Raw genomic sequence first — 18,734 nt, 5'->3', positions numbered from 1 at the left:
CTTGCTTCCTTGCTTCACTCCGCCGCGATCTGCGCCGGTCCGCCTTCCTGCGCCGCGAGCCAGCGCTCGGCTTCGAGCGCCGCCATGCAGCCCATGCCCGCAGCCGTCACCGCCTGACGATAGACATCGTCGGTCACGTCGCCCGCGGCGTAGACGCCCTCGATCGACGTCTGCGTCGAATCCGCCGCGGTCCAGATATAGCCGTTCGGCCTCAGCTTGAGCTGATCCCTGAAAAGCTCCGTCGCCGGCGCATGGCCGATGGCGACGAACAGCCCGTGTGTCGGCAGATCGCGCATCATGCCTGTCTTCACATTGCGAAGCGTCAGCGTTGTGACAGAGAGCGGTTGCGTGTCGCCGGAGATCTCGATCACCTCATGGTCCCAGATCACGTCGACCTTGGGATGTTTGAACAGCCGGTCCTGAAGAATCTTCTCGGCCCTGAACGCGTCGCGGCGATGCACGACCGTCACCTTGCTCGCAAGATTGGCGAGATAGAGCGCCTCCTCGACCGCGGAATTGCCGCCGCCGACGACGACCACCTCCTTGTTGCGGAAGAAGAAGCCGTCGCAGGTCGCGCAGGCCGACACGCCGAAACCCTTGAACTTCTCCTCCGAGGGAATGCCGAGCCACTTCGCCTGCGCGCCGGTCGCGATCACGAGCGCGTCGCAGAGATAGACGTCGCCCGAATCGCCCGTCAGCTTGAAGGGGCGCTTCGACAGGTCGGCGGAGACGATGTGATCGGAGATCATCTTCGTGCCGACATGCTCGGCCTGCTTTTTCATCTCCTCCATCAGCCACGGTCCCTGCACCGCGCTGGCGAAGCCGGGATAATTCTCCACGTCGGTCGTGATCATGAGCTGGCCGCCCTGCTGGAAGCCGGCGACGAGCACAGGTTCGAGCATGGCGCGGGCGGCGTAGATCGCGGCGGTATAGCCGGCCGGACCCGAGCCGACGATGAGAAGCTTGATGTGATGCGTGGTCATGGAAGGTTCCGAAACGCGCGGAAGCGCTCCGCGATCGCCTGTGCGATCGCCGGGGTGGAATCTAGGGGCGGGTAGGGGCGGCCTTCAAGGCGTCCCGAGAAGTTGTGAACCACGCCTTGCGCAGCGAGCCCTGCAAGAAAAGCGCGATGCTTGGGGTGCCCCCGCCCGCCCGGACTGAACACCAGCACCGGCTTTCCCGTGGCGGCGGCCTCGCCCGGCATGTTGGCGCTGTCGGCGGTGACCACCACCGCATCGGCCAGCGCTAGCAGCGGAATCAGCGGATTGTCGCCGGTTCCGTCCCACAGCCAGCCCTGATGCTCGGCGAACAGCTTGCGCATGGCGTCGGCGAGCTTCGGCGGCGTGCGGCGCGACAGGGTGCCCATCAGCGATGCGCCGCCTGCCGCGAGCATGGACAGGCGTTCGGTTAGCGAGGCGACGTCGGCGTCGGAGAAACGGAGGTGGCGCGAATCGCCGCCGACCAGCACGGCGGCGCGGGGCGGCGGCAACGCCTCGATGAAAGCCGGCGGTGCGACGCGGGCTGCGGCGAGTTTCGCCTGCGAGATGCGGTGCGGCGAGGTCAGCGTGGTCATGACGTTGGCTGCGCGCAGCCGATCATGCTCGGGAACCCAGATGAAATCCGCCGCGCCGGCGCCAGCGCGCGGATCCTTGAGGATCACGGTGAAGGTCCGGCCGCCGGAGCCCTTCTTCACGCGCTTGACATAGGGGATCGCCCTTCTCCCGGTTCCGATCACGAGATCAGGGAAGGGCGGCGCAATCGGGCTTCCCGGCCGGTCCGGCGCCTCGGCCGGATCGATCGGCCCCCAGGGAGCCAACCAGAACCAGGGCGCGCGAGGCTTTACGCGGCGGATGACAGGCGTCAGCCCCAAGGCTTCGGCGACGCCGATGCAGGGGATCTCGTCGCCGGCCTTGCCGTCGGTCAGCACCCAGGCGGTGACGTCGGGCGGAAGCATGGGCGCAATTGGCACGGCAGGTCCCTGAAAGCCAAGCCGCCGAACCGTTCCGCCTGTGCGCAGCGTGCGCGCCCGCCGCGCCGCGCCTTGTGCGCGCTCAGAGCCGGAGATAGGAACGCGCAACAAAATTTCAAAAGAGCGCCCCAGTGCGAGACGATCTCGACGCCATCGACCTTGCCATCCTTCGCGAATTGCAGGCCGACGGCCGCATGACCAATGTCGATCTCGCGCGCCGCGTCGGCATCTCGCCGCCGCCCTGCCTGCGCCGCGTCCGCGCTCTGGAGAAGGCCGGCTATATCAGGGGCTATCGCGCCCTGCTCGATGAGAAGAAGCTCGGGCAGGAATTGACCTGCTTCGCCATGGTGCTGCTCGCGAGCCAGGCCGGACAGGATCTGAAAGCCTTCACCGCCCGCATCCGCGCCTGGCCGATGGTGCGCGAATGCTGGACGCTGTCAGGCGATATCGACTTCCTGCTGAAATGCGTCACGCCCGATCTGAAGGCGTTTCAGGCCTTCGTCTCAGAGCTGACCGCAACGCCGAACGTGCGCAATGTCCGCACCGCGCTCACCCTCGATCGCATCAAGGATGAGCCGATGGTGCCTTTCACCCCGTAAAAAGCTCAACCGAGCTGGCGGCGCGCCCAATAGGCATAGGACGAGGACAGGGCGGCGAGCCGCTTCAGCTCGCCCTTCTCATCCCACCACGCCGCGCTGATCTGCGACGGCATGGCGTTGAGCAAAGGCTGGCGCGAAATGATCGAACCGCCGCGGCCGACCAGCAAGAGTTCGCCATCCATATAATCGTTCTGGCCGCCGAAACCGTTGCCAAATCGAGCTCCGCCGCCTGGGCCCCCGGCGAATCCGGAGAGCTGCACCGCGGTGATTCGCACCACAAGCGCTGGCCCGCCGCCAAGACGACCGGCGAAGGCCGAGCGCAGCCCGCTGCGCAGGCTGGCGTCGATCACGCCGAGCGGCGGCGAACCCCAGCCCTTGGCGCGCAATTCAGAGAGATCGACGCGGATTTCACCGATCGCGGCTGGCGCTTGCGCAAAGGCGCGCGACGCGACGCCTGCGGTCGCCAGACCAATCAGCGAGCCGATCAGATTGCGGCGAGTGGTCATGGAAAGCTCCTTCGAGGGAAGCAAAGTCAGGAAAAGCCTAGATAGCAAAGATTGACGGGGAATTGTGTTCCCGCGGAGACAGGCTGCCGCGCATCATCGACTTCGCCGTCAGGGAACAACATAAATGGTCGCCTGGATGCGCGTCGTCATCTCGGGCGCCCTTGGCCGCGCCGCATAGACGATTTCGACCTCGAATCGATCGGTTCCAACAAAGCCCGGATTCGGTTGATACGCCGTCTGGTAACGCCCGCCGACTTCGCCCGCCGCGCCAAGAATACCGTTGGCCGGCCGAACCAGCAATCGATAGTCGCGGATCGAGGAATTGCTCCCGAGCGGCAGCGCGCAAGGCCGATTGCGAAACGTCGATCCGGACACCACCGTCACGCCGTTGGGAACGAAGCGAAAGCGGCTGATGCAGCTTCCGGGACTATTCTGCGCCCGGCTTTCCGACGCGATCGGAAGGGCGAGCAAAGTCAGAGCCAGGCCCGCAAGAAAGCGCCTCGCCATTGGAGACGCTCTTCGCGCGCGGCGCCTACTGAAATCGAACCATGGTGACTTCATAGCTCTTGGCGCCTGATGGCGTGCGCACTTCCACGGAGTCGCCGACCTTCTTGCCGATGAGCGCCTTTCCGATCGGCGACGCGATCGACACGCGGCCTGATTTCACATCCGCCTCCGGCTCGCCGACGATCTGCCAGATCTTCTCGGCTTCGGTATCCTCATCGACCAGAGTCACCGTGGCGCCGAATTTCACGGTCTCGCCATTGAGCTTCGTCACGTCGATCACTTCGGCGCGGCCGATGAGCGACTCGAGTTCGAGGATGCGTCCTTCGTTGAGCGACTGCGATTCCTTGGCGGAATGATATTCGGCGTTTTCCGAGAGATCGCCATGGGCGCGCGCTTCTGCGATCGCCTCGATGATGCGCGGACGATCCTGCTGCTGCCGTCTCTTCAGCTCGTCTTCCAGCGCCGCGAATCCGCGAGCGGTGAGTGGTACGCGGTCCATTTCCGCCTCATTTGAAAAAATCGCCTCCGCGCCGACGGTCGGACCGGCGGACGGCGACGTGTGAAACTCCAAGCTGTGATCTGGTCAGGCCGCGCGTCTCGTCGGCGGCTCGACCTCGCTTCGCCGCATCGCCGGGAAGGCGCCTCCCCTGCCTAGCTTTGCGACAGCCGCGACGCGAGAGTGTGATCGACGCAGGCGCCTTGCGCAAGAGGGCGGCGCCTGCGGCCTTTCCGCTGCGTCAGAGCAAACTCTTAAGCCGCATAATCCTGCAGCGCGCGCACATCGAGTTCGCCTTCGCGCCACGCGCCGATGCCTTTCGCCGCCGCCACTGCGCCCGAGAGCGTGGTGTAGTACGGGACCTTGTGCAGCAGCGCCGCGCGACGCAGCGATTTTGAATCCGAGAGCGCGCCGCGTCCCTCGCTCGTGTTGAAGACGAGCTGGATCGCACCGTTGCGGATGGCGTCGACGATATGCGGCCGTCCTTCGAGCACCTTGTTCACGCGCGTCGCCGGCACGCCATGATCTTCGAGATAGCGCTGCGTGCCCGCGGTCGCGACGATCTTGAATCCCTTCGCCGCAAGACCGCGCACCGCTTCGAGAATGCCCGCCTTGTCAGCGTCGCGCACCGAGACGAACACCGCGCCGTCGAGCGGAATGCGCGAGCCCGCGCCGAGCTGACTCTTCGCGAACGCCGCCTCGAAACTCCTGTCGAGCCCCATGACTTCGCCGGTCGAGCGCATTTCCGGTCCGAGCAGCACATCGACGCCAGGGAAGCGCGCGAAAGGAAACACGGCTTCCTTCACGCCGACATGATCGAGTTTCTTCGGCGTCAGGCCGAATGACGCGAGCGATTCGCCCGCCATCACGCGCGCCGCGATCTTCGCCACCGGCTCGCCGATCACCTTCGCGACGAAAGGCACCGTGCGGGACGCGCGCGGATTGACTTCGAGCACGAAAATGTCGCCACCCTTGATCGCGTATTGCACGTTCATCAGGCCGACGACCTTCAAGGCCAGCGCCATCTTCTTCGTCTGCGCTTCGAGCGCCTCGATTGTCGCCTGCGACAGCGTGCAGGGCGGCAGCGAGCAGGCGGAGTCGCCGGAATGGATGCCCGCCTCTTCGATATGCTCCATCACGCCAGCGATGAAGACGTCCTTGCCGTCGCAGAGACAATCGACGTCGACCTCGATCGCATCGGCGAGATAACGATCAAACAGCAGCGGATTCTTGCCGAGCACTGTGTTGATCTGGCCCGTCTTGTCATTGGGATAGCGCGCCTTGACGTCGGACGGAATGAGGCTCGGCAGCGTGCCAAGGAGATAATCCTCGAACTCCTGCTCGTCGCGGATGATCGCCATGGCGCGGCCGCCGAGCACGTAAGACGGACGCACGACGAAGGGCAGGCCGAGATCGGTTGCGATCAGACGGCTCTGCTCGACCGAATAGGCGATGCCATTCTTCGGCTGCATCAGATCGAGCTTGTCGAGCAGACGCTTGAAGCGGTCGCGATCCTCGGCGAGATCGATCGCGTCAGGCGACGTTCCGAGGATCGGCACATTCGCCTGTTCGAGCGCATTGGCGAGCTTGAGCGGAGTCTGGCCGCCGAACTGCACGATCACGCCATGCAGCGTTCCGTTGTGCGTCTCGGAGTCGATGATCTCCAGCACGTCTTCCGCGGTCAGAGGCTCGAAATAGAGCCGGTCCGACGTGTCATAGTCGGTCGAGACGGTCTCCGGATTGCAGTTGACCATGATCGTCTCGTAGCCGGCGTCACCGAGCGCGAAGCAGGCGTGGCAGCAGCAATAATCGAACTCGATGCCTTGCCCGATGCGGTTCGGGCCGCCGCCGAGAATGACGACCTTCTTCCTGTCGGACGGACGCGCCTCATCGGCCGCGGCGCCGGCGAAGAGCGGCGCATAGGTCGAATACATATAGGCGGTCGGCGATGCGAATTCCGCCGCGCAGGTGTCGATGCGCTTGTAGACCGGACGCACGCCGAGCGCGCGCCGCTTGCGCTTCACGTCGGCCTCGCTGGCGCCAGTGAGCGTCGCGAGCCTGAGATCGGAGAAGCCCATCGCCTTGAGTTGGCGGAAGGCGCCCGGCGTCTGCGGCAATCCATGGGCGCGCACCTTCGCCTCGGTATCAACGATGCCGCGCAATTGTTCGAGGAACCAGGGATCGATCGCGCAGGCGCGGAAGATCTCGTCATCGGTCAGACCGAGACGCATCGCCTGCGTGACGACGCGCAGACGATCCGGCGTCGGCGCGCCAAGCGCGGCGCGAATGGCGTTCTTGTCGTCGCCCTGGCCAAGGCCGGCGATCTCGATCTCGTCGAGGCCGGTCAATCCAGTTTCGAGCGAACGCAGCGCCTTCTGCAGCGATTCCTGGAAATTGCGGCCGATCGCCATGGCTTCGCCGACCGACTTCATCGCCGTCGTCAGCGTCGGCTCGGCGCCGGGGAATTTCTCGAACGCGAAGCGCGGGATCTTGGTGACGACGTAATCGATCGTCGGCTCGAAGCTCGCCGGCGTCGCGCCGCCGGTGATGTCGTTTGCGATCTCGTCGAGCGTATAGCCGACCGCAAGCTTCGCCGCGACCTTCGCGATCGGGAAGCCCGTCGCCTTCGACGCCAGCGCCGATGAGCGCGACACGCGCGGATTCATCTCGATGACAATCATGCGCCCTGAAGCAGGATCGACGGCGAACTGAACGTTCGAGCCGCCGGTTTCGACGCCGATCTCGCGCAGCACCGCGAGCGAGGCGTCGCGCATGCGCTGATATTCCTTGTCGGTCAGCGTCAGCGCCGGCGCGACGGTGATGGAATCGCCGGTATGCACGCCCATGGGATCGAGATTTTCGATCGAGCAGACGATGATGCAGTTGTCGTTCCTGTCGCGAACGACCTCCATCTCGTACTCTTTCCAGCCCAGCACGCTTTCCTCGATCAGCACCTCGTTGGTCGGGGACGCATCGATGCCGCGCTCGACGATTTCGAGGAAATCGTCATAGTTGTAGGCGATGCCCCCGCCGGTGCCGCCCATGGTGAAGGACGGGCGAATGATCGCGGGCAAACCGACTTCCGACAGCGCAATCAAAGCTTCGCCCAGCGCTTTCCATTTATAGCGCGTGCGGCGCTCTTCATCGCCCGCGGCCCATTCGCGCTCGAACGCCGCAAGCTTTTCGGCGCGCGCGCCTGCGGCGGGTTCTTGTGCTTCGATCGCGGCGCGGCGCGCGCTATGGAGAGCGCGATCCGCCCGCTTGAGATCGGACGCATTGGCGAGACGCGACTTCGGCGTCTCCAGTCCGATCTTGGTCATCGCCTGCCGGAACAGTTCGCGATCTTCGGCCTTGTCGATCGCTTCCGCGGTGGCGCCGATCATCTGCAAGTTGAAGCGATCGAGCACGCCCATCTTCTTCAGCGACAGCGCGCAGTTGAGCGCGGTCTGGCCGCCCATCGTCGGCAGGATCGCGTCGGGGCGCTCCTTCTCGATGATCTTCGCGACCACTTCAGGCGTGATCGGCTCGACATAGGTGCGGTCGGCCGTCTCCGGATCAGTCATGATCGTCGCCGGGTTGGAATTCACCAGGACGATTCGGTAGCCTTCCTCGCGCAGCGCCTTGCAGGCCTGGGTGCCGGAGTAATCGAACTCGCAGGCCTGGCCGATGATGATCGGGCCCGCCCCGATGATCAGGATCGTTTGGATGTCGGTGCGCTTTGGCATGAAGCCCCGGGACATGGTTGCGCGCGATGAAACCCGGATCGCGAGCGAACCGGGTCTGAAATCGAGCAGCCAGTTGAATGCTAAGCGGCCCCTATAAGGGGGCAATCCGACGAGGGAAAGTGGTCAGTTCTCCTTCCGCATCTGATTGCGAAGACCTGACCATGCGGCGGTCAGCACCGTCTCGGTGAGGATCGCCCGCGGAACATCGGGATGGCGGACCCACCACTCGGCGAGGCCATGCATGCCAGCCTTCAAAAACTCCATCGTCAGCAGCAGTCGCTGCGATCGGTCGGGCGCTTCCGGCAGCAGATCATGCTCGGCGATCAACAGCGCAGCCAGCGCGCGCGTCGCCTCGTCCTGGATCGCGGTGACCGCCTCATGCAGCTCCGGAACGCCCTTGGGAGTCGAGATCAGTACCCGCGCCCGGGCCGGCTGCTCCTCGGCGAAGAGGAAAAAGGCGTCGACCGCCGCGCGCAAACGCCGGTCGAGCGAGTCGGCGGTCGCCATCGCGGCCGCCCCGCGCGCCACGAGATCATCGCGCGCGCGCCTCACCAGCTCGATGAACAACGCCTCCTTGGACGGGAAATGGTCATAGAGGACTGGCTTGGTGACGCCTGCGGCCGCCGCGATCTCCCGCATGGAAGCGGCCTGATAGCCGTTCCGCGCGAACGCGTCCGTCGCGACATCGAGCAGCCGCCGGCGCCTTTCATCGCCGGATAGCCGCGACCTTTTGGGGCCCTTGATCGCTTCGCCCATCATACTTACCTACCGGACGGTAATAAACTACGCAAGGGAGTCGATTATGCGGATTTTCCTCGCGGGCGCGACTGGCGCGGTTGGCCGAAGACTGGTCCCGGCCCTGATCCGGGCAGGCCACACAGTTGTCGCGACGACGCGCGCCAGTGATAAAATTGAGATGCTGCAGACGATGGGCGCCGAACCGGTCGTGCTCGACGCGCTCGACCGCGACACGACGGCCAGCGCAGTCGCCGCCGCGCGCCCGGACGCGATCATCCATCAGGCGACGGCGCTGCCTCAGTCGCCTGACCTGCGAAAGTTCGCCGAAGCGTTTGCGCAGACGAATCGGTTGCGAACGGATGGCCTCGACAATCTGCTCGCCGCAGCTCGGGCCGCCGGCGTTCGCCGCATCGTGGCGCAAAGCTTCACGGGATGGCCCAATATCCGCGAAGGAGGACCGGTGAAGACGGAAGAGGACCCGCTCGATCCGGCGCCGGCGCCGCAATTCCGGACGACGCTCGCGGCGATCCGCTATCTCGAAGACAAGCTGACGACGACGCCGGGCATCGACGGGTTCGCCCTGCGCTGCGGCGCTTTCTACGGGCCGGGTTCAGGCTTCGCGACGGACGGCGCGATCTGGCGGGCGGTGCGCGCGCGGCGTTTCCCCGTCGTTGGTTCGGGAGATGGCGTCTGGTCCTTCATTCATCTCGATGACGTCGCCGCGGCGACCATCGCCGCCCTCGAACGCGGCGCGCCGGGAATTTACAACATCGTCGACGACGAGCCGGCGCCCGTGCGCGCCTGGCTGCCGGACTACGCTCTTGCGATCGGAGCGAAGTCGCCGATGAGGATTCCCGCGTTCCTTGCGCGCCTGTTCATCGGCGCGGCGGGCGTGGCGATGATGACGGACATCAGGGGATCGTCGAACGCAAAAGCGAAGCGCGACCTCGGCTGGACGCCGCGCTTCGCCAGTTGGCGCGAGGGATTTCGCGCCGGCCTCTGATTGTCGAGAGCCTATTCCGCGGGTTGGGGAGCAGCCTGCGGAAGGAGCGGCGCCACCTTCTCCTGCGATCTGACGGCGATGAGGAGCGCAGCCAGCGCCACCGCCTCACAGAGCGCGCCGACGAAGCCGAGTTCGGGCAGTCCGCCCCGGGCCATCACCAGCGATCCCAGCGCCGCACCGGACGCCATGCCGATATAGAGCGCCGAGGCGTTGAGCGAGAGCGCGATCACCGCCGCGTCAGGCGCAAGGCCGACCAGCCGCGTCGCCTGCGCGGGATAGCCGGCCCAGCCGAGCCCGCCCCAGATCGCAAGGATCGCGAACACGATGATGGTGGCGGGCAGACCCGGCGGCAGGATCAGGGCGATCACGGACAGCAGCGCCAGCATCGTCCCGAGGCCGATCAGCGCCATCCGCAAGGTTGCGACGGCTCCGAAACGATCCGCCGCGCGGCCGCCAACCCCGTTGCCGATCGCCGAACCGATGCCGAACATCACCAGAGCAGCCGAGACCCAGAGGCCGGTGACGCCGGTGAACGTCGCGAGATAGGTCGCGATATGGGCGTAGGCGACAAAGACGCCCATGGTCCAGAAGATGGTCATCAGCAGCGCAATCGGGATGCCCGGCCGCTGCGCCACGGCGAAACGTTCTCTGAGCGTGCTCGCGCCGCGCGGCAGGTCGCGAGGCAAGCCGAAGGCGAGGCCGGCGACGCCCAACAGCGACAGCGCGCTCACCAGCACGAACGCGATGCGCCAGTCGCCCAGCGCCGCCACCGCGATGCCGATCGGAGCTCCGAGCGCGATCGCCAGCGTCAGTCCGCCGGTGACGATCGAGATGGCGCGGGCGCGTCGTTCCGGACCCGCAACCATCACCGCGACGGCGTTCGCGGTCGGCATATAGAGGCCGGCGCAGATGGCGAGCGCCGCCTGGATCGCCATCATCGCGCCGAGCGATGAGGCTGTCAGCGCGAGCAGGCTGATGACGCCGAAACCACCCAGCGCCGCAATCAGCAGCCCCTTGCGCGGGGCCTGCGCCAGCAGCGACGACAGGATCGGCGAGCTCACCGCATAGGAGAGCGAGAAGATGGTCATGAGATAGGCGGCGGTCCCGACCGAGCAGTCGAAGGCGCCGGCGATCTTGGGGAGGAAGCCTGCGATCATGAAGCTCTGGGTGCCGATGGCGAAGGCCCCGATCGCAAGCCAGACGAGCTTTGACATGAGTCAAATTCCATTGTTCAAGGATTATTGAAATACAGTTGTTGCACCGCAACGTCAACCGTACTTCAAGGATCATTGAACATTGCGCGCGGGCGATCAGCCAATTACCTCTGGGGTCATGAAGCTCCTGCCGCAGCCGGATATCGATTCGATCGACGTCGCGACCGTGTTCGCGGCGCTGGGCGATCCGACACGGCTTGCGATCTGTCTGATGCTGGCGGAGACCGAGGAGGCGGAGGCGCGCTGCGGCCATTTCTATGGCCTCGCAGGCGCTTCGAACCTGACCTACCATTTCGCCAAGCTGCGCGAGGCCGGCGTGACCAGCGCCCGCATCCAGGGCACCGCCCGCTATATCAGCCTCCGGCGTGAAGAACTCGACCGCCGCTTTCCCGGTTTGCTCGATGCGGCGCTCGACGCCGCGCGCCTCAGCCGCGGCTCGCTTCCCGCTCTGCCTTCGCTCGTCGACGAGCAGGTCTGAACGCCTAGAGCATGGCGCGAAAAAGTGGGAACCGGTTTTTCGCGAAAGCCATGCTCTCAACTTTTGGAATCGATCACGTTCCCGTATTTTGATTGATTCAATCAAAATACGGCGTGATCTAGTGCGCGGACGCACCGCGCGTCGCTCCGCTCCATGATGAAAGGCCGCCCGCTGCGCTGGGGGCGCGGCTTCATTCAGGAGCGCGCCATGTTTTCACGACGCCTGTTCATCAGCGCGATCGCTGCTGCGATCGCTGCGCCGACTTGGGCGCTTGCGCAAAGCGCCGGTCATCCGGCCGAGGATTACAAGCGCGCCGCAGGCCTGTTCGGCTCAGGCCGCAAGGACGAGGCTGTCTACTGGTTCTATCGCGGGCAGTATCGCTATCGCACGCATCTCGCCGCCCGCCCGAATCTGCGGCGTGATGGCGATCCCGCGCTCTTCGCCTCGCTGAACGAGACCGTCGGCCGCCCGATCAACGAATACGCCTTCGGCGATATTCCGCGCCTGCTCCAGACGCTCGATCGCGTCATCGCCGAAGCGCGTTCGGAAGACGATCCCTTCACGCCGAAAGCGGAATTCGCGGCCGCGCATCAGCGCACGCTCGCCGGCATCACCGGCATGCGCAACGAGATCGACCAGACGCGCGAGACGATCCGCGCCCAGCGCACCCGCAACGGTTTGCCCAACCGCACCTGATCATGAAAAATCGTCGTCTGTTCCTGCTTGCGGGCGCGACTTCGCTCGCCGCGCTCGCGATGCCAGTGCGCGCCGAATTCGCAGGCTCACCGCAGGACGATCTGCGCCGCGCCGCAAAACTATTCAGAGATGATGACGACTACGAGGGCGCGACCTATTGGGCCTATCGCGGGCGTTATCGCATGCGCGCGTTGATCGCCGCGCGGCCGGATACGCCTTCGAAAGACGGCGAACAGTTTCTCTGGGAGTTCGGGCATGAGACGGGCGACATGCTTTCGAAGATCATGCTCGGCGACATTCGCAAGCTCGCGCGCATTCTCGACCGCGTGATGGCGGACGCGAAAAGCCAGGACGACGCCTTCACGCCGAAAGCGCAGTTCGCCGCGGCGCATGCCAAGGCGCTGGCCGAGATTAAAGAAATTCGCGACGGCTATTGGAAAAGCCGGTGGATCATTCGCGCCGAGCGCGAACGGGACGGGATGGTCAATCGCTGAGGCGCTGCTTAGCGCCCTGCGATCTTCAGCCCTTCCACGACTGTCGGTTTGACCATCACGTTGGGTACGACGTCGAACGTTAAGCCCGTGCGACCGAGATAGGATTGCTGGCTCATGGTGGTCCAGCCATTCGCGGCGATGCGATAGCGCGCCGCCGGATCAATCGCGAGTTCGTTGGCGTAGACAAAGTCGCCGGTGCGCGTGTCGAGCGTCGCCGCCTTGTACTGGTTGGCGCCGCGCAGGATGTCGCTCAACGTCGCGCCGTCAACCGTCGTCGCCCGCACATCGCCGTCAAAGCGCAGGAAGCTGTCGAAACGATAGCGATTGACTGAACCCGCGGGCAGCCCGTCGCCGAAGCTCGTATGATTGAGGAACGCCACGTCGGCGCTCGCCGCCTTGCGGATCGCATCAGTCGCCATCAACGCGCTTTCCGCGAGATCATAGGCGCGTGACAATTTCACGATCTCGACCTTGTCCTCGGCGGCGAGATGCTTGCTCTCTTCCGCCTCGACCTGCGCCGCCAGCGTCGCGTCAGGCGCGGCGTCATTCGTCGCGATCTCGGAAATCGTCATGCGCGGGCCGTCATTGACGCGCGAGTCGATCGCGATGACGCGGATGTGATTGCCCCATGAGCCGCCATGGAAGAAGGCGCGCTTCTCGAGGTCCTCATAATCGAGCCTGAGATGGTCATGCCCGCCGATGAGCAGCGAGCGCGCCGGCATCATGCGCAGGATTTCCTTGTCGGCGCCGACGCCGGCATGGCTCATCACCACGGCGACGCGTGCGCCCTGCGTGAGCTTGCCGATCGTCTCCTTCGCATATTCCACCGGCTGCGGAATATTCATCAGCGGCCGCACGACCTGGCGATAGGTCGGCAGCGAATTGGTCGCGACCCCCATGATCGCAACTTCATTCGCGCCGAGCCGGAATCGCAACGCCGGCGGCGCATAGGTCTCGCCGGTGCGCGGATCGACGATGTTGCTGATGACGGTCGCGCCGCATTCGCGCAGCGCGGCGACCGCGAGCTTGGGATCATCGTAAAGCGCCGTCTCGTGATTGCCGAGATTGACGATCACGGGCGCGATCGCCGACAGCGCGCGCAGGAAGGAGAGATCAACCGCGCCGTTGGAGCGCAGCGCCACCACATTGCCGCGCTCGAACACGTCGCCATTGATGAGGATGCGCACCGGCGCGCCCGCCGTCGCGGTGATGCGCTTCACATGGGTGAGGATGCGCGGGAGCTGTGCGTAAGGCGAATGCAGATCGGCAAGTGAAATCAGAACAAGGTCGGCTTCAGCCGCGCGCGCCGCCCACGGCCGCGCAATTGCCGCTGCTGTCGCAACGGCGCCTGCCCTCAACACGAGGCGGCGACTGACCGTGATGGAAACCCGCATCCAAAACTCCGATCCGACATAATACCGTCATACGCGGATCGGCGCCATGCGCAGAAACACAGAGAGACTATAAACAGAGGCTATAAAAGCGGGAAACCAAGCTGCCGCAGCGCAAACTTGAGACGGTCTCGTCCCGACAGGCTTTCAGGACCGGCGACTCGCGCCGAGGACCGAAGTCCCCACAGAGGCTGACCGTTGCGCTCGCGCTTGTTGAAGGCGTCGAGAGCGACTTCATAGTCCGCGACCGGTGCGAGAGCCTGCGCGGCGTCGTAGGTTTCCCGATGCAGAACAGAGCCTTGCGCCAACCGCGGCTTGATGTTCGCCGGGCGCTTCGGATCAGGAAACCCGATGGCGAGCCCGAAGGTCACCGCCGCCATCGGCGGCAACTTCAGGAACGCCGCGACTTCTTCAGGGTGATTGCGCAGCACGCCGAGATAGCAGGTCCCCAGGGCAAGGGATTCTGCTGCAACGCACACATTCTGCGCCGCGAGCGCGGAGTCGATCGCCGCCACCATGAACAGTTCGAGATAATCGAGGCCCGCGCGCTTGTGGTTGATTCGATCGGCGATGGCGGCGAGCCGCGACAGGTCAGCCACGAAACAGAGAACGAGCGGCGCCTCAAGAATCTGCTTCTGATTTTCGCCGAGCTTCAAGAGCTCCGCGCGCCGCGCCGGGTCCTCGACCGCGACGACGCTCCAGGTCTGCATGTTCGACGAGGTCGCCGCGGACTGGCCGGCGGCGATCAAAGTCTCCAGCGTTCCCGCGGGCAACGGATCGGGCTTGAAGGCGCGCCAGGAGCGATGCGCCAGCAGCGTGTCGATCACCGCATTGCGCGGCGACGCCGCGAAGTCGCGGGCGTAGCGCGCCGCGAACGGATTATCGGCGAGCGACGCGTCGTTCATCCCGCGATCTTTCCGAAATCGGCGACCGCGCGCGTCGCCGCGCGCAACTGGTTGAGCAGCTTCAGGCGATTGGCGCGCAACGCGGGGTCATCGGCGTTGACGATCACCTTGTCGAAGAAGGCGTCAACCGGCGCGCGCAATTGCGACAGCGCGCGCATGGCGCCGGCGAAGTCTTCTGCAGCGACGGCCTTCTCCGCCTCGGGCAGCGCGACGCCGAGCGCCTTATGCAGCGCTTTCTCTTCATCGGCCTGCAGCAGCGCGGCGTCAGGCGCGGCGTTGAACGCGCCCTCGCCGTCCTTCTTTTCCTCCGCGCGCAAGATGTTGGCGGCGCGGCGATAACCGGCGAGGAGATTCTTGCCGTCTTCCGTATCGAGGAATTTTCCCAACGCCTCGACCCGGCGGACGATGAGGAGAAGATCGTCGTTGGCGGGCGCGCTTGCTTGCGAGCCGCCCTCACCCCGCGCCGGCTCGCTCGCGCCCTGCGTCGCGATTGGCGCCTCCCTCCCCCCGCTTGCGGTGGGGAGGGATTGAGGGTGGGGGGCCGCAGGAGAAGTTGCCGCTGCGGCGGAGGCGGAACCGCCCCCCACCCCGGCCCTCCCCTCCGCTGCGCGGGGGGAGGGAGAAGCTGAGCCTGCATCGCTGAGCACGGCGTCCACGAGATCATGACGCGCGCCCTGATCGCGCAGGAGGACTTTCAGGCGATCGTGGAAGAAGGAGAGGAGATCAGGCACATAACCATAAATTAATTCAAGCGTCTCTTTAGACGCAGATGCGCCGTGAGATCTTCTTAGCTCACGCTGCCTAATTCGCCTGTATTCATTGGCTGAAAGCGTCTTATTTGCTCGCGCCTCGTATAAAGCATCCAACCGCTCTTCGAGGTCATCGAAAGAAATCTCCGTCTCTACCTCAATTGCTGCATCAACTAAACGTTCTTCCAAAGCTATCGATATTCCATTCTCCACCACCAGCCTGATCACGCCCAGCGCCGCCCGGCGCAGGGCATAAGGGTCCTTGCTTCCCGTCGGCTTTTCATCGATCGCCCAGAATCCAACAAGCGTGTCGAGCTTGTCGGCGAGCGCAACCGCCACGGAAACCGGATCGGTCGGAACGCGATCGCCTGGCCCCTGCGGCTTGTAGTGCTCCTCGATCGCGAGCGCGACTGAAGGGCGCTCGCCCTGCAATTCCGCATAGCGTCGGCCCATGAGCCCTTGCGTCTCCGGAAATTCGCCGACCACCTCCGTCATCAGATCGGCCTTGGCGAGTTCGGCCGCGCGCGCGGCAAGTTCGGGATCAGCTCCGACAATAGGCGCCAACTCCTTCGCCAGCGCCTTGATGCGTTCGACGCGCTCGCCCTGCGTGCCCAGCTTCTCGTGGAAGACGATGCTGAGTTTCTTCAGCTTCGCGAGACGCTGATCGAGCGGCTTCGATCTGTTCTCGGCCGTCGCATAGTCCGGCAGCGGTCCCTGATCGGTCTTCCAGAAATAGAGCGCGTCCGACAGGCGCGCGCGGATGACGCGACCGTTGCCCGCGACGATCGTCGCGCCGCCATCGCTCGCGACCATGTTGGACGTCAGCAGGAACTTGTTGGCGAGCTTGCCGTCCGCTCGGCGCAGCACGAAGCATTTCTGATTCGCGCGGATCGTCGCGCGGATCACTTCGCCCGGCACGTCGAGGAAGGATTCTTCGAAATCACCCACGAGAACGACAGGCCATTCGACGAGGCCGGCCACCTCTTCCAGCAGCGCTTCGTCCTCGACGAGTTCAAGGCCTTGCGCAAAGGCAAGATTGCGCGCCTCGGTCAGGATGATGTCCTTCCGGCGATCGGCGTCGAGCACGACGAACGCCTTTTCAAGCTTCGCGATATAATCGTCGAAGCGCTTCACCTTGATCTCGCCGGGCGCGAGGAAGCGATGGCCGCGAGTCGTATCGCCTGATTTGATTCCGTCGATCTCGAAATGAATCACCTCGGGGTCTTCGGTCTCCGGCCCAAAGGTGCAGATGATCTGCTGCAGCGGTCTGACCCAGCGCAGCGCTTCGCCGCCGCGCGCATTCGCAGGCGAATAGAGCGTTCCGACCGGCGCCGACGCCGCGCCCCAGCGCATCGATTTCGGCCAGGGAAAATTGCGGATGATGTCGGGCATGATTTCCGCGATCGCGTCCGCCGTCGCCTGCCCCGGCTTCTCGATCACCGCGACATAGAATTCGCCCTTCTTCGGGTCCTTCTCGATCTTCGCCTGCGAAATGTCGCTCAAGCCCGCGCTTTTCAGGAAGCCCTGCACGGCGGCGTCGGGCGCGCCGACGCGGGGGCCCTTGCGCTCCTCGCGCACGTCGCGGCCCTTCACAGGCAATCCAACGATCGTCAGGGCGAGACGACGCGGCGTCGCGAAGGCGCGCGCGCCCTCATAGGTGAGACCGCGATCGACCAGCGCGTTGGTGACGAGTGACTTCAGATCATCCGCAGCGCGCCTCTGCATGCGCGCCGGAATTTCTTCGGAGAGGAGTTCGAGGAGAAGGTCGGGCATTTCTAGAGACGCTTCCGTATCATGCGTTCGCAGGGAGCAGCAGCTTCGTCACTTCCCCTGCGCTCCATCCATCAACAATTTCGAGAACACCCATTTCGCTTCGCCGCGCACGCTCTGGATGTCATCGACAAGCCAGCGGTTATTCTCCAGGATCATGTCGAACCAGAGTTCGCTTTGCCGGCCGTTCTTGAATGTCACCTTGATGCGCGCCCTGTCGCCGCCGCGTTGCGTCTGCTGATAGCGCAGCGTCTTCTGGAAATTCGGCTCGGCATCCTGGCCGTTGATCGTCGGATCAAAATCGACGCCCGACACCGGCTCCTCGAGCTCCTTGGATTTCGCCGACGCGGCGTCATAGAGGCCCGCAAGGCGCTTCGAATAGGGCGTGTAATTCTCGACTGGCGGCTGCGCGTAGAATTTGCGCACCACGTCGATCGGCTCGGTGGTCTGGGCTTGCGCGGCGAACGAAGCGAGCGCCACAAGAAGGGCGGCGGCGAAACGGATCATTTTCGCCTCACGCCGCAAGTACGGCGCCGCCGCCATCGGTTTTCAGCCATGCCGCGCCACAGGCCTTCGCCAGTTCGCGCACGCGCAGGATGTAGCTCTGCCGCTCGGTGACCGAGATCACGCCGCGCGCATCGAGCAGGTTGAAGACGTGGCTCGCCTTGATGCACTGGTCATAGGCGGGCAGCGCAAGCTTGTGGCGCGGATCATTGCCTGACGCGCCCGACTCGCCGGCGGCGAGATATTTTCGGCACGCCTCTTCCGCCATGCGGAACTGCGCGAACAGCATCTCGGTGTCGGCGTGTTCGAAATTGTGCCGGGAATATTCCTCCTCGGCCTGCTTGAACACATCGCCATAGGTGATCTTGTCGGCACCTTCCGCGCCATTGAAGTTCAGCTCGTAGCCGTTCTCGACATTCTGGAGATACATTGCGAGGCGTTCGAGGCCGTAGGTCAGCTCGCCCGACACCGGCGCGCATTCGAAACCCGCCACCTGCTGGAAGTAGGTGAACTGGGAAACCTCCATGCCGTCGCACCAGCATTCCCAGCCTAAGCCCCAGGCGCCGAGCGTAGGACTTTCCCAGTCGTCCTCGACGAAGCGGAGATCATGGACTTTCGGATCAATGCCGATGGCGTAGAGCGACTGGAGATAGAGCTCCTGCAGATCAGGCGGGTTCGGCTTCAGGATCACCTGATACTGATAGTAGTGCTGGAATCGGTTGGGGTTCTCGCCATAGCGGCCGTCTTTCGGCCGGCGCGACGGCTGGACGTAGGCGGCTTTCCATGGTCGCGGGCCAAGCGCCCGGAGCGTTGTGGCGGGGTGAAAGGTGCCTGCGCCCATCTCCATGTCGTAGGGCTGCAAAATGACACACCCCTGCTTCGCCCAGAAATCCTGAAGCGTGAGGATAAGCCCCTGGAAGGAGCGGGCGGGATCGAGCGCGGCGGGACGGGACATCGTTTTTGCGGAGGCGAACGGAAGCCGCGACGCTT

18 protein-coding genes are annotated in these 18,734 nt (G+C 64.6%); 5 read left to right on the top strand and 13 right to left on the bottom strand.

Features of this window, described 5'->3' with window-relative positions; genetic code table 11:
* Positions 1–14: 14 nt before the first annotated feature.
* Entirely contained in the window at positions 15–983 is a 969-nt protein-coding gene (gene trxB, locus L8F45_RS24925; protein ID WP_342360527.1) for a thioredoxin-disulfide reductase, read from the bottom strand.
* A complete protein-coding gene (locus tag L8F45_RS24920; protein ID WP_342360526.1) occupies positions 980–1,954 on the bottom strand; it encodes a mitochondrial fission ELM1 family protein in 975 nt (324 codons plus the stop codon). The genes trxB and L8F45_RS24920 overlap by 4 nt, the downstream gene beginning before the upstream one ends.
* Before the next feature lie 146 nt (positions 1,955–2,100).
* Between L8F45_RS24920 and L8F45_RS24915 the strand changes: the two genes are divergently transcribed.
* Positions 2,101–2,568: an Lrp/AsnC family transcriptional regulator gene (locus L8F45_RS24915; protein WP_342360525.1), complete on the top strand. Its 468-nt coding sequence runs from the start codon at positions 2,101–2,103 to the stop codon at positions 2,566–2,568.
* Between the two features lie 5 nt (positions 2,569–2,573).
* On the opposite strand, the gene L8F45_RS24910 is transcribed toward L8F45_RS24915, so the two are convergent.
* The 5 genes from L8F45_RS24910 to L8F45_RS24890 all read right to left on the bottom strand — a co-directional run bounded on the left by L8F45_RS24910 (position 2,574) and on the right by L8F45_RS24890 (position 8,561).
* Positions 2,574–3,074: a hypothetical protein gene (locus L8F45_RS24910; protein WP_342360524.1), complete on the bottom strand. Its 501-nt coding sequence runs from the start codon at positions 3,072–3,074 to the stop codon at positions 2,574–2,576.
* Between the two features lie 108 nt (positions 3,075–3,182).
* Positions 3,183–3,581 carry a hypothetical protein gene (locus L8F45_RS24905; RefSeq protein WP_342360523.1) on the bottom strand — a complete coding sequence of 133 codons (399 nt, stop codon included), beginning with the start codon at positions 3,579–3,581 and terminating at the stop codon, positions 3,183–3,185.
* A 25-nt stretch (positions 3,582–3,606) separates the two neighbouring features.
* Positions 3,607–4,080 carry a transcription elongation factor GreA gene (gene greA, locus L8F45_RS24900; RefSeq protein WP_342360522.1) on the bottom strand — a complete coding sequence of 158 codons (474 nt, stop codon included), beginning with the start codon at positions 4,078–4,080 and terminating at the stop codon, positions 3,607–3,609.
* Positions 4,081–4,331: 251 nt separating this feature from the next.
* Complete coding sequence (carB, locus tag L8F45_RS24895; RefSeq protein WP_342363564.1) at positions 4,332–7,802, bottom strand: carbamoyl-phosphate synthase large subunit; 3,471 nt, start codon at positions 7,800–7,802, stop codon at positions 4,332–4,334.
* Positions 7,803–7,925: 123 nt separating this feature from the next.
* Positions 7,926–8,561 carry a TetR/AcrR family transcriptional regulator gene (locus L8F45_RS24890; protein WP_342360521.1) on the bottom strand — a complete coding sequence of 212 codons (636 nt, stop codon included), beginning with the start codon at positions 8,559–8,561 and terminating at the stop codon, positions 7,926–7,928.
* A gap of 43 nt (positions 8,562–8,604) precedes the next feature.
* On the opposite strand from L8F45_RS24890, the gene L8F45_RS24885 reads away from it, so the two are divergent.
* Complete coding sequence (locus L8F45_RS24885; RefSeq protein WP_342360520.1) at positions 8,605–9,543, top strand: NAD-dependent epimerase/dehydratase family protein; 939 nt, start codon at positions 8,605–8,607, stop codon at positions 9,541–9,543.
* An 11-nt stretch (positions 9,544–9,554) separates the two neighbouring features.
* On the opposite strand, the gene L8F45_RS24880 is transcribed toward L8F45_RS24885, so the two are convergent.
* Positions 9,555–10,757: an MFS transporter gene (locus L8F45_RS24880; protein ID WP_342360519.1), complete on the bottom strand. Its 1,203-nt coding sequence runs from the start codon at positions 10,755–10,757 to the stop codon at positions 9,555–9,557.
* 118 nt (positions 10,758–10,875) lie between these two features.
* Here L8F45_RS24880 and L8F45_RS24875 point away from each other — a divergent pair, with 118 nt between their 5' ends.
* From L8F45_RS24875 to L8F45_RS24865, 3 genes are all read left to right on the top strand, one after another.
* Positions 10,876–11,235: an ArsR/SmtB family transcription factor gene (locus tag L8F45_RS24875; protein WP_342360518.1), complete on the top strand. Its 360-nt coding sequence runs from the start codon at positions 10,876–10,878 to the stop codon at positions 11,233–11,235.
* A 153-nt stretch (positions 11,236–11,388) separates the two neighbouring features.
* Positions 11,389–11,931, top strand: coding sequence for a hypothetical protein (locus L8F45_RS24870; protein WP_342360517.1), 543 nt, complete (start codon positions 11,389–11,391; stop codon positions 11,929–11,931).
* A 2-nt stretch (positions 11,932–11,933) separates the two neighbouring features.
* A complete protein-coding gene (locus L8F45_RS24865) occupies positions 11,934–12,425 on the top strand; it encodes a hypothetical protein (RefSeq protein WP_342360516.1) in 492 nt (163 codons plus the stop codon).
* An 8-nt stretch (positions 12,426–12,433) separates the two neighbouring features.
* On the opposite strand, the gene L8F45_RS24860 is transcribed toward L8F45_RS24865, so the two are convergent.
* From L8F45_RS24860 to L8F45_RS24840, 5 genes are all read right to left on the bottom strand, one after another.
* A complete protein-coding gene (locus tag L8F45_RS24860; protein ID WP_342360515.1) occupies positions 12,434–13,819 on the bottom strand; it encodes a metallophosphoesterase in 1,386 nt (461 codons plus the stop codon).
* Between the two features lie 80 nt (positions 13,820–13,899).
* Positions 13,900–14,721: an NADPH-dependent oxidoreductase gene (locus tag L8F45_RS24855; protein WP_342360514.1), complete on the bottom strand. Its 822-nt coding sequence runs from the start codon at positions 14,719–14,721 to the stop codon at positions 13,900–13,902.
* Entirely contained in the window at positions 14,718–17,243 is a 2,526-nt protein-coding gene (glyS, locus tag L8F45_RS24850; RefSeq protein ID WP_342360513.1) for a glycine--tRNA ligase subunit beta, read from the bottom strand. Before glyS ends, L8F45_RS24855 begins: the two co-directional genes overlap by 4 nt.
* A 48-nt stretch (positions 17,244–17,291) precedes the next feature.
* A complete protein-coding gene (locus L8F45_RS24845) occupies positions 17,292–17,747 on the bottom strand; it encodes a DUF3828 domain-containing protein (RefSeq protein WP_342360512.1) in 456 nt (151 codons plus the stop codon).
* 7 nt (positions 17,748–17,754) lie between these two features.
* Entirely contained in the window at positions 17,755–18,699 is a 945-nt protein-coding gene (locus L8F45_RS24840) for a glycine--tRNA ligase subunit alpha (RefSeq protein WP_342360511.1), read from the bottom strand.
* Positions 18,700–18,734 lie beyond the last annotated feature (35 nt).

It is taken from the genome of Terrirubrum flagellatum (assembly GCF_022059845.1).
Taxonomy (GTDB): Bacteria; Pseudomonadota; Alphaproteobacteria; order Rhizobiales; family Beijerinckiaceae; genus Terrirubrum; species Terrirubrum flagellatum.
Note: the sequence above shows the minus strand (reverse complement) of the source record. Positions and strands in the feature narration are given on the sequence as shown.

Coding starts and splice junctions, on each gene's coding strand:
- trxB (WP_342360527.1), bottom strand. CDS start 983: ATGACCACGCATCACATCAAGCTTCTCATCGTCGGCTCGGGTCCGGCC.
- L8F45_RS24920 (WP_342360526.1), bottom strand. CDS start 1,954: ATGCTTCCGCCCGACGTCACCGCCTGGGTGCTGACCGACGGCAAGGCC.
- L8F45_RS24910 (WP_342360524.1), bottom strand. CDS start 3,074: ATGACCACTCGCCGCAATCTGATCGGCTCGCTGATTGGTCTGGCGACC.
- L8F45_RS24905 (WP_342360523.1), bottom strand. CDS start 3,581: ATGGCGAGGCGCTTTCTTGCGGGCCTGGCTCTGACTTTGCTCGCCCTT.
- greA (WP_342360522.1), bottom strand. CDS start 4,080: ATGGACCGCGTACCACTCACCGCTCGCGGATTCGCGGCGCTGGAAGAC.
- carB (WP_342363564.1), bottom strand. CDS start 7,802: ATGCCAAAGCGCACCGACATCCAAACGATCCTGATCATCGGGGCGGGC.
- L8F45_RS24890 (WP_342360521.1), bottom strand. CDS start 8,561: ATGATGGGCGAAGCGATCAAGGGCCCCAAAAGGTCGCGGCTATCCGGC.
- L8F45_RS24885 (WP_342360520.1), top strand. CDS start 8,605: ATGCGGATTTTCCTCGCGGGCGCGACTGGCGCGGTTGGCCGAAGACTG.
- L8F45_RS24880 (WP_342360519.1), bottom strand. CDS start 10,757: ATGTCAAAGCTCGTCTGGCTTGCGATCGGGGCCTTCGCCATCGGCACC.
- L8F45_RS24875 (WP_342360518.1), top strand. CDS start 10,876: ATGAAGCTCCTGCCGCAGCCGGATATCGATTCGATCGACGTCGCGACC.
- L8F45_RS24870 (WP_342360517.1), top strand. CDS start 11,389: ATGATGAAAGGCCGCCCGCTGCGCTGGGGGCGCGGCTTCATTCAGGAG.
- L8F45_RS24865 (WP_342360516.1), top strand. CDS start 11,934: ATGAAAAATCGTCGTCTGTTCCTGCTTGCGGGCGCGACTTCGCTCGCC.
- L8F45_RS24860 (WP_342360515.1), bottom strand. CDS start 13,819: ATGCGGGTTTCCATCACGGTCAGTCGCCGCCTCGTGTTGAGGGCAGGC.
- L8F45_RS24855 (WP_342360514.1), bottom strand. CDS start 14,721: ATGAACGACGCGTCGCTCGCCGATAATCCGTTCGCGGCGCGCTACGCC.
- glyS (WP_342360513.1), bottom strand. CDS start 17,243: ATGCCCGACCTTCTCCTCGAACTCCTCTCCGAAGAAATTCCGGCGCGC.
- L8F45_RS24845 (WP_342360512.1), bottom strand. CDS start 17,747: ATGATCCGTTTCGCCGCCGCCCTTCTTGTGGCGCTCGCTTCGTTCGCC.
- L8F45_RS24840 (WP_342360511.1), bottom strand. CDS start 18,699: ATGTCCCGTCCCGCCGCGCTCGATCCCGCCCGCTCCTTCCAGGGGCTT.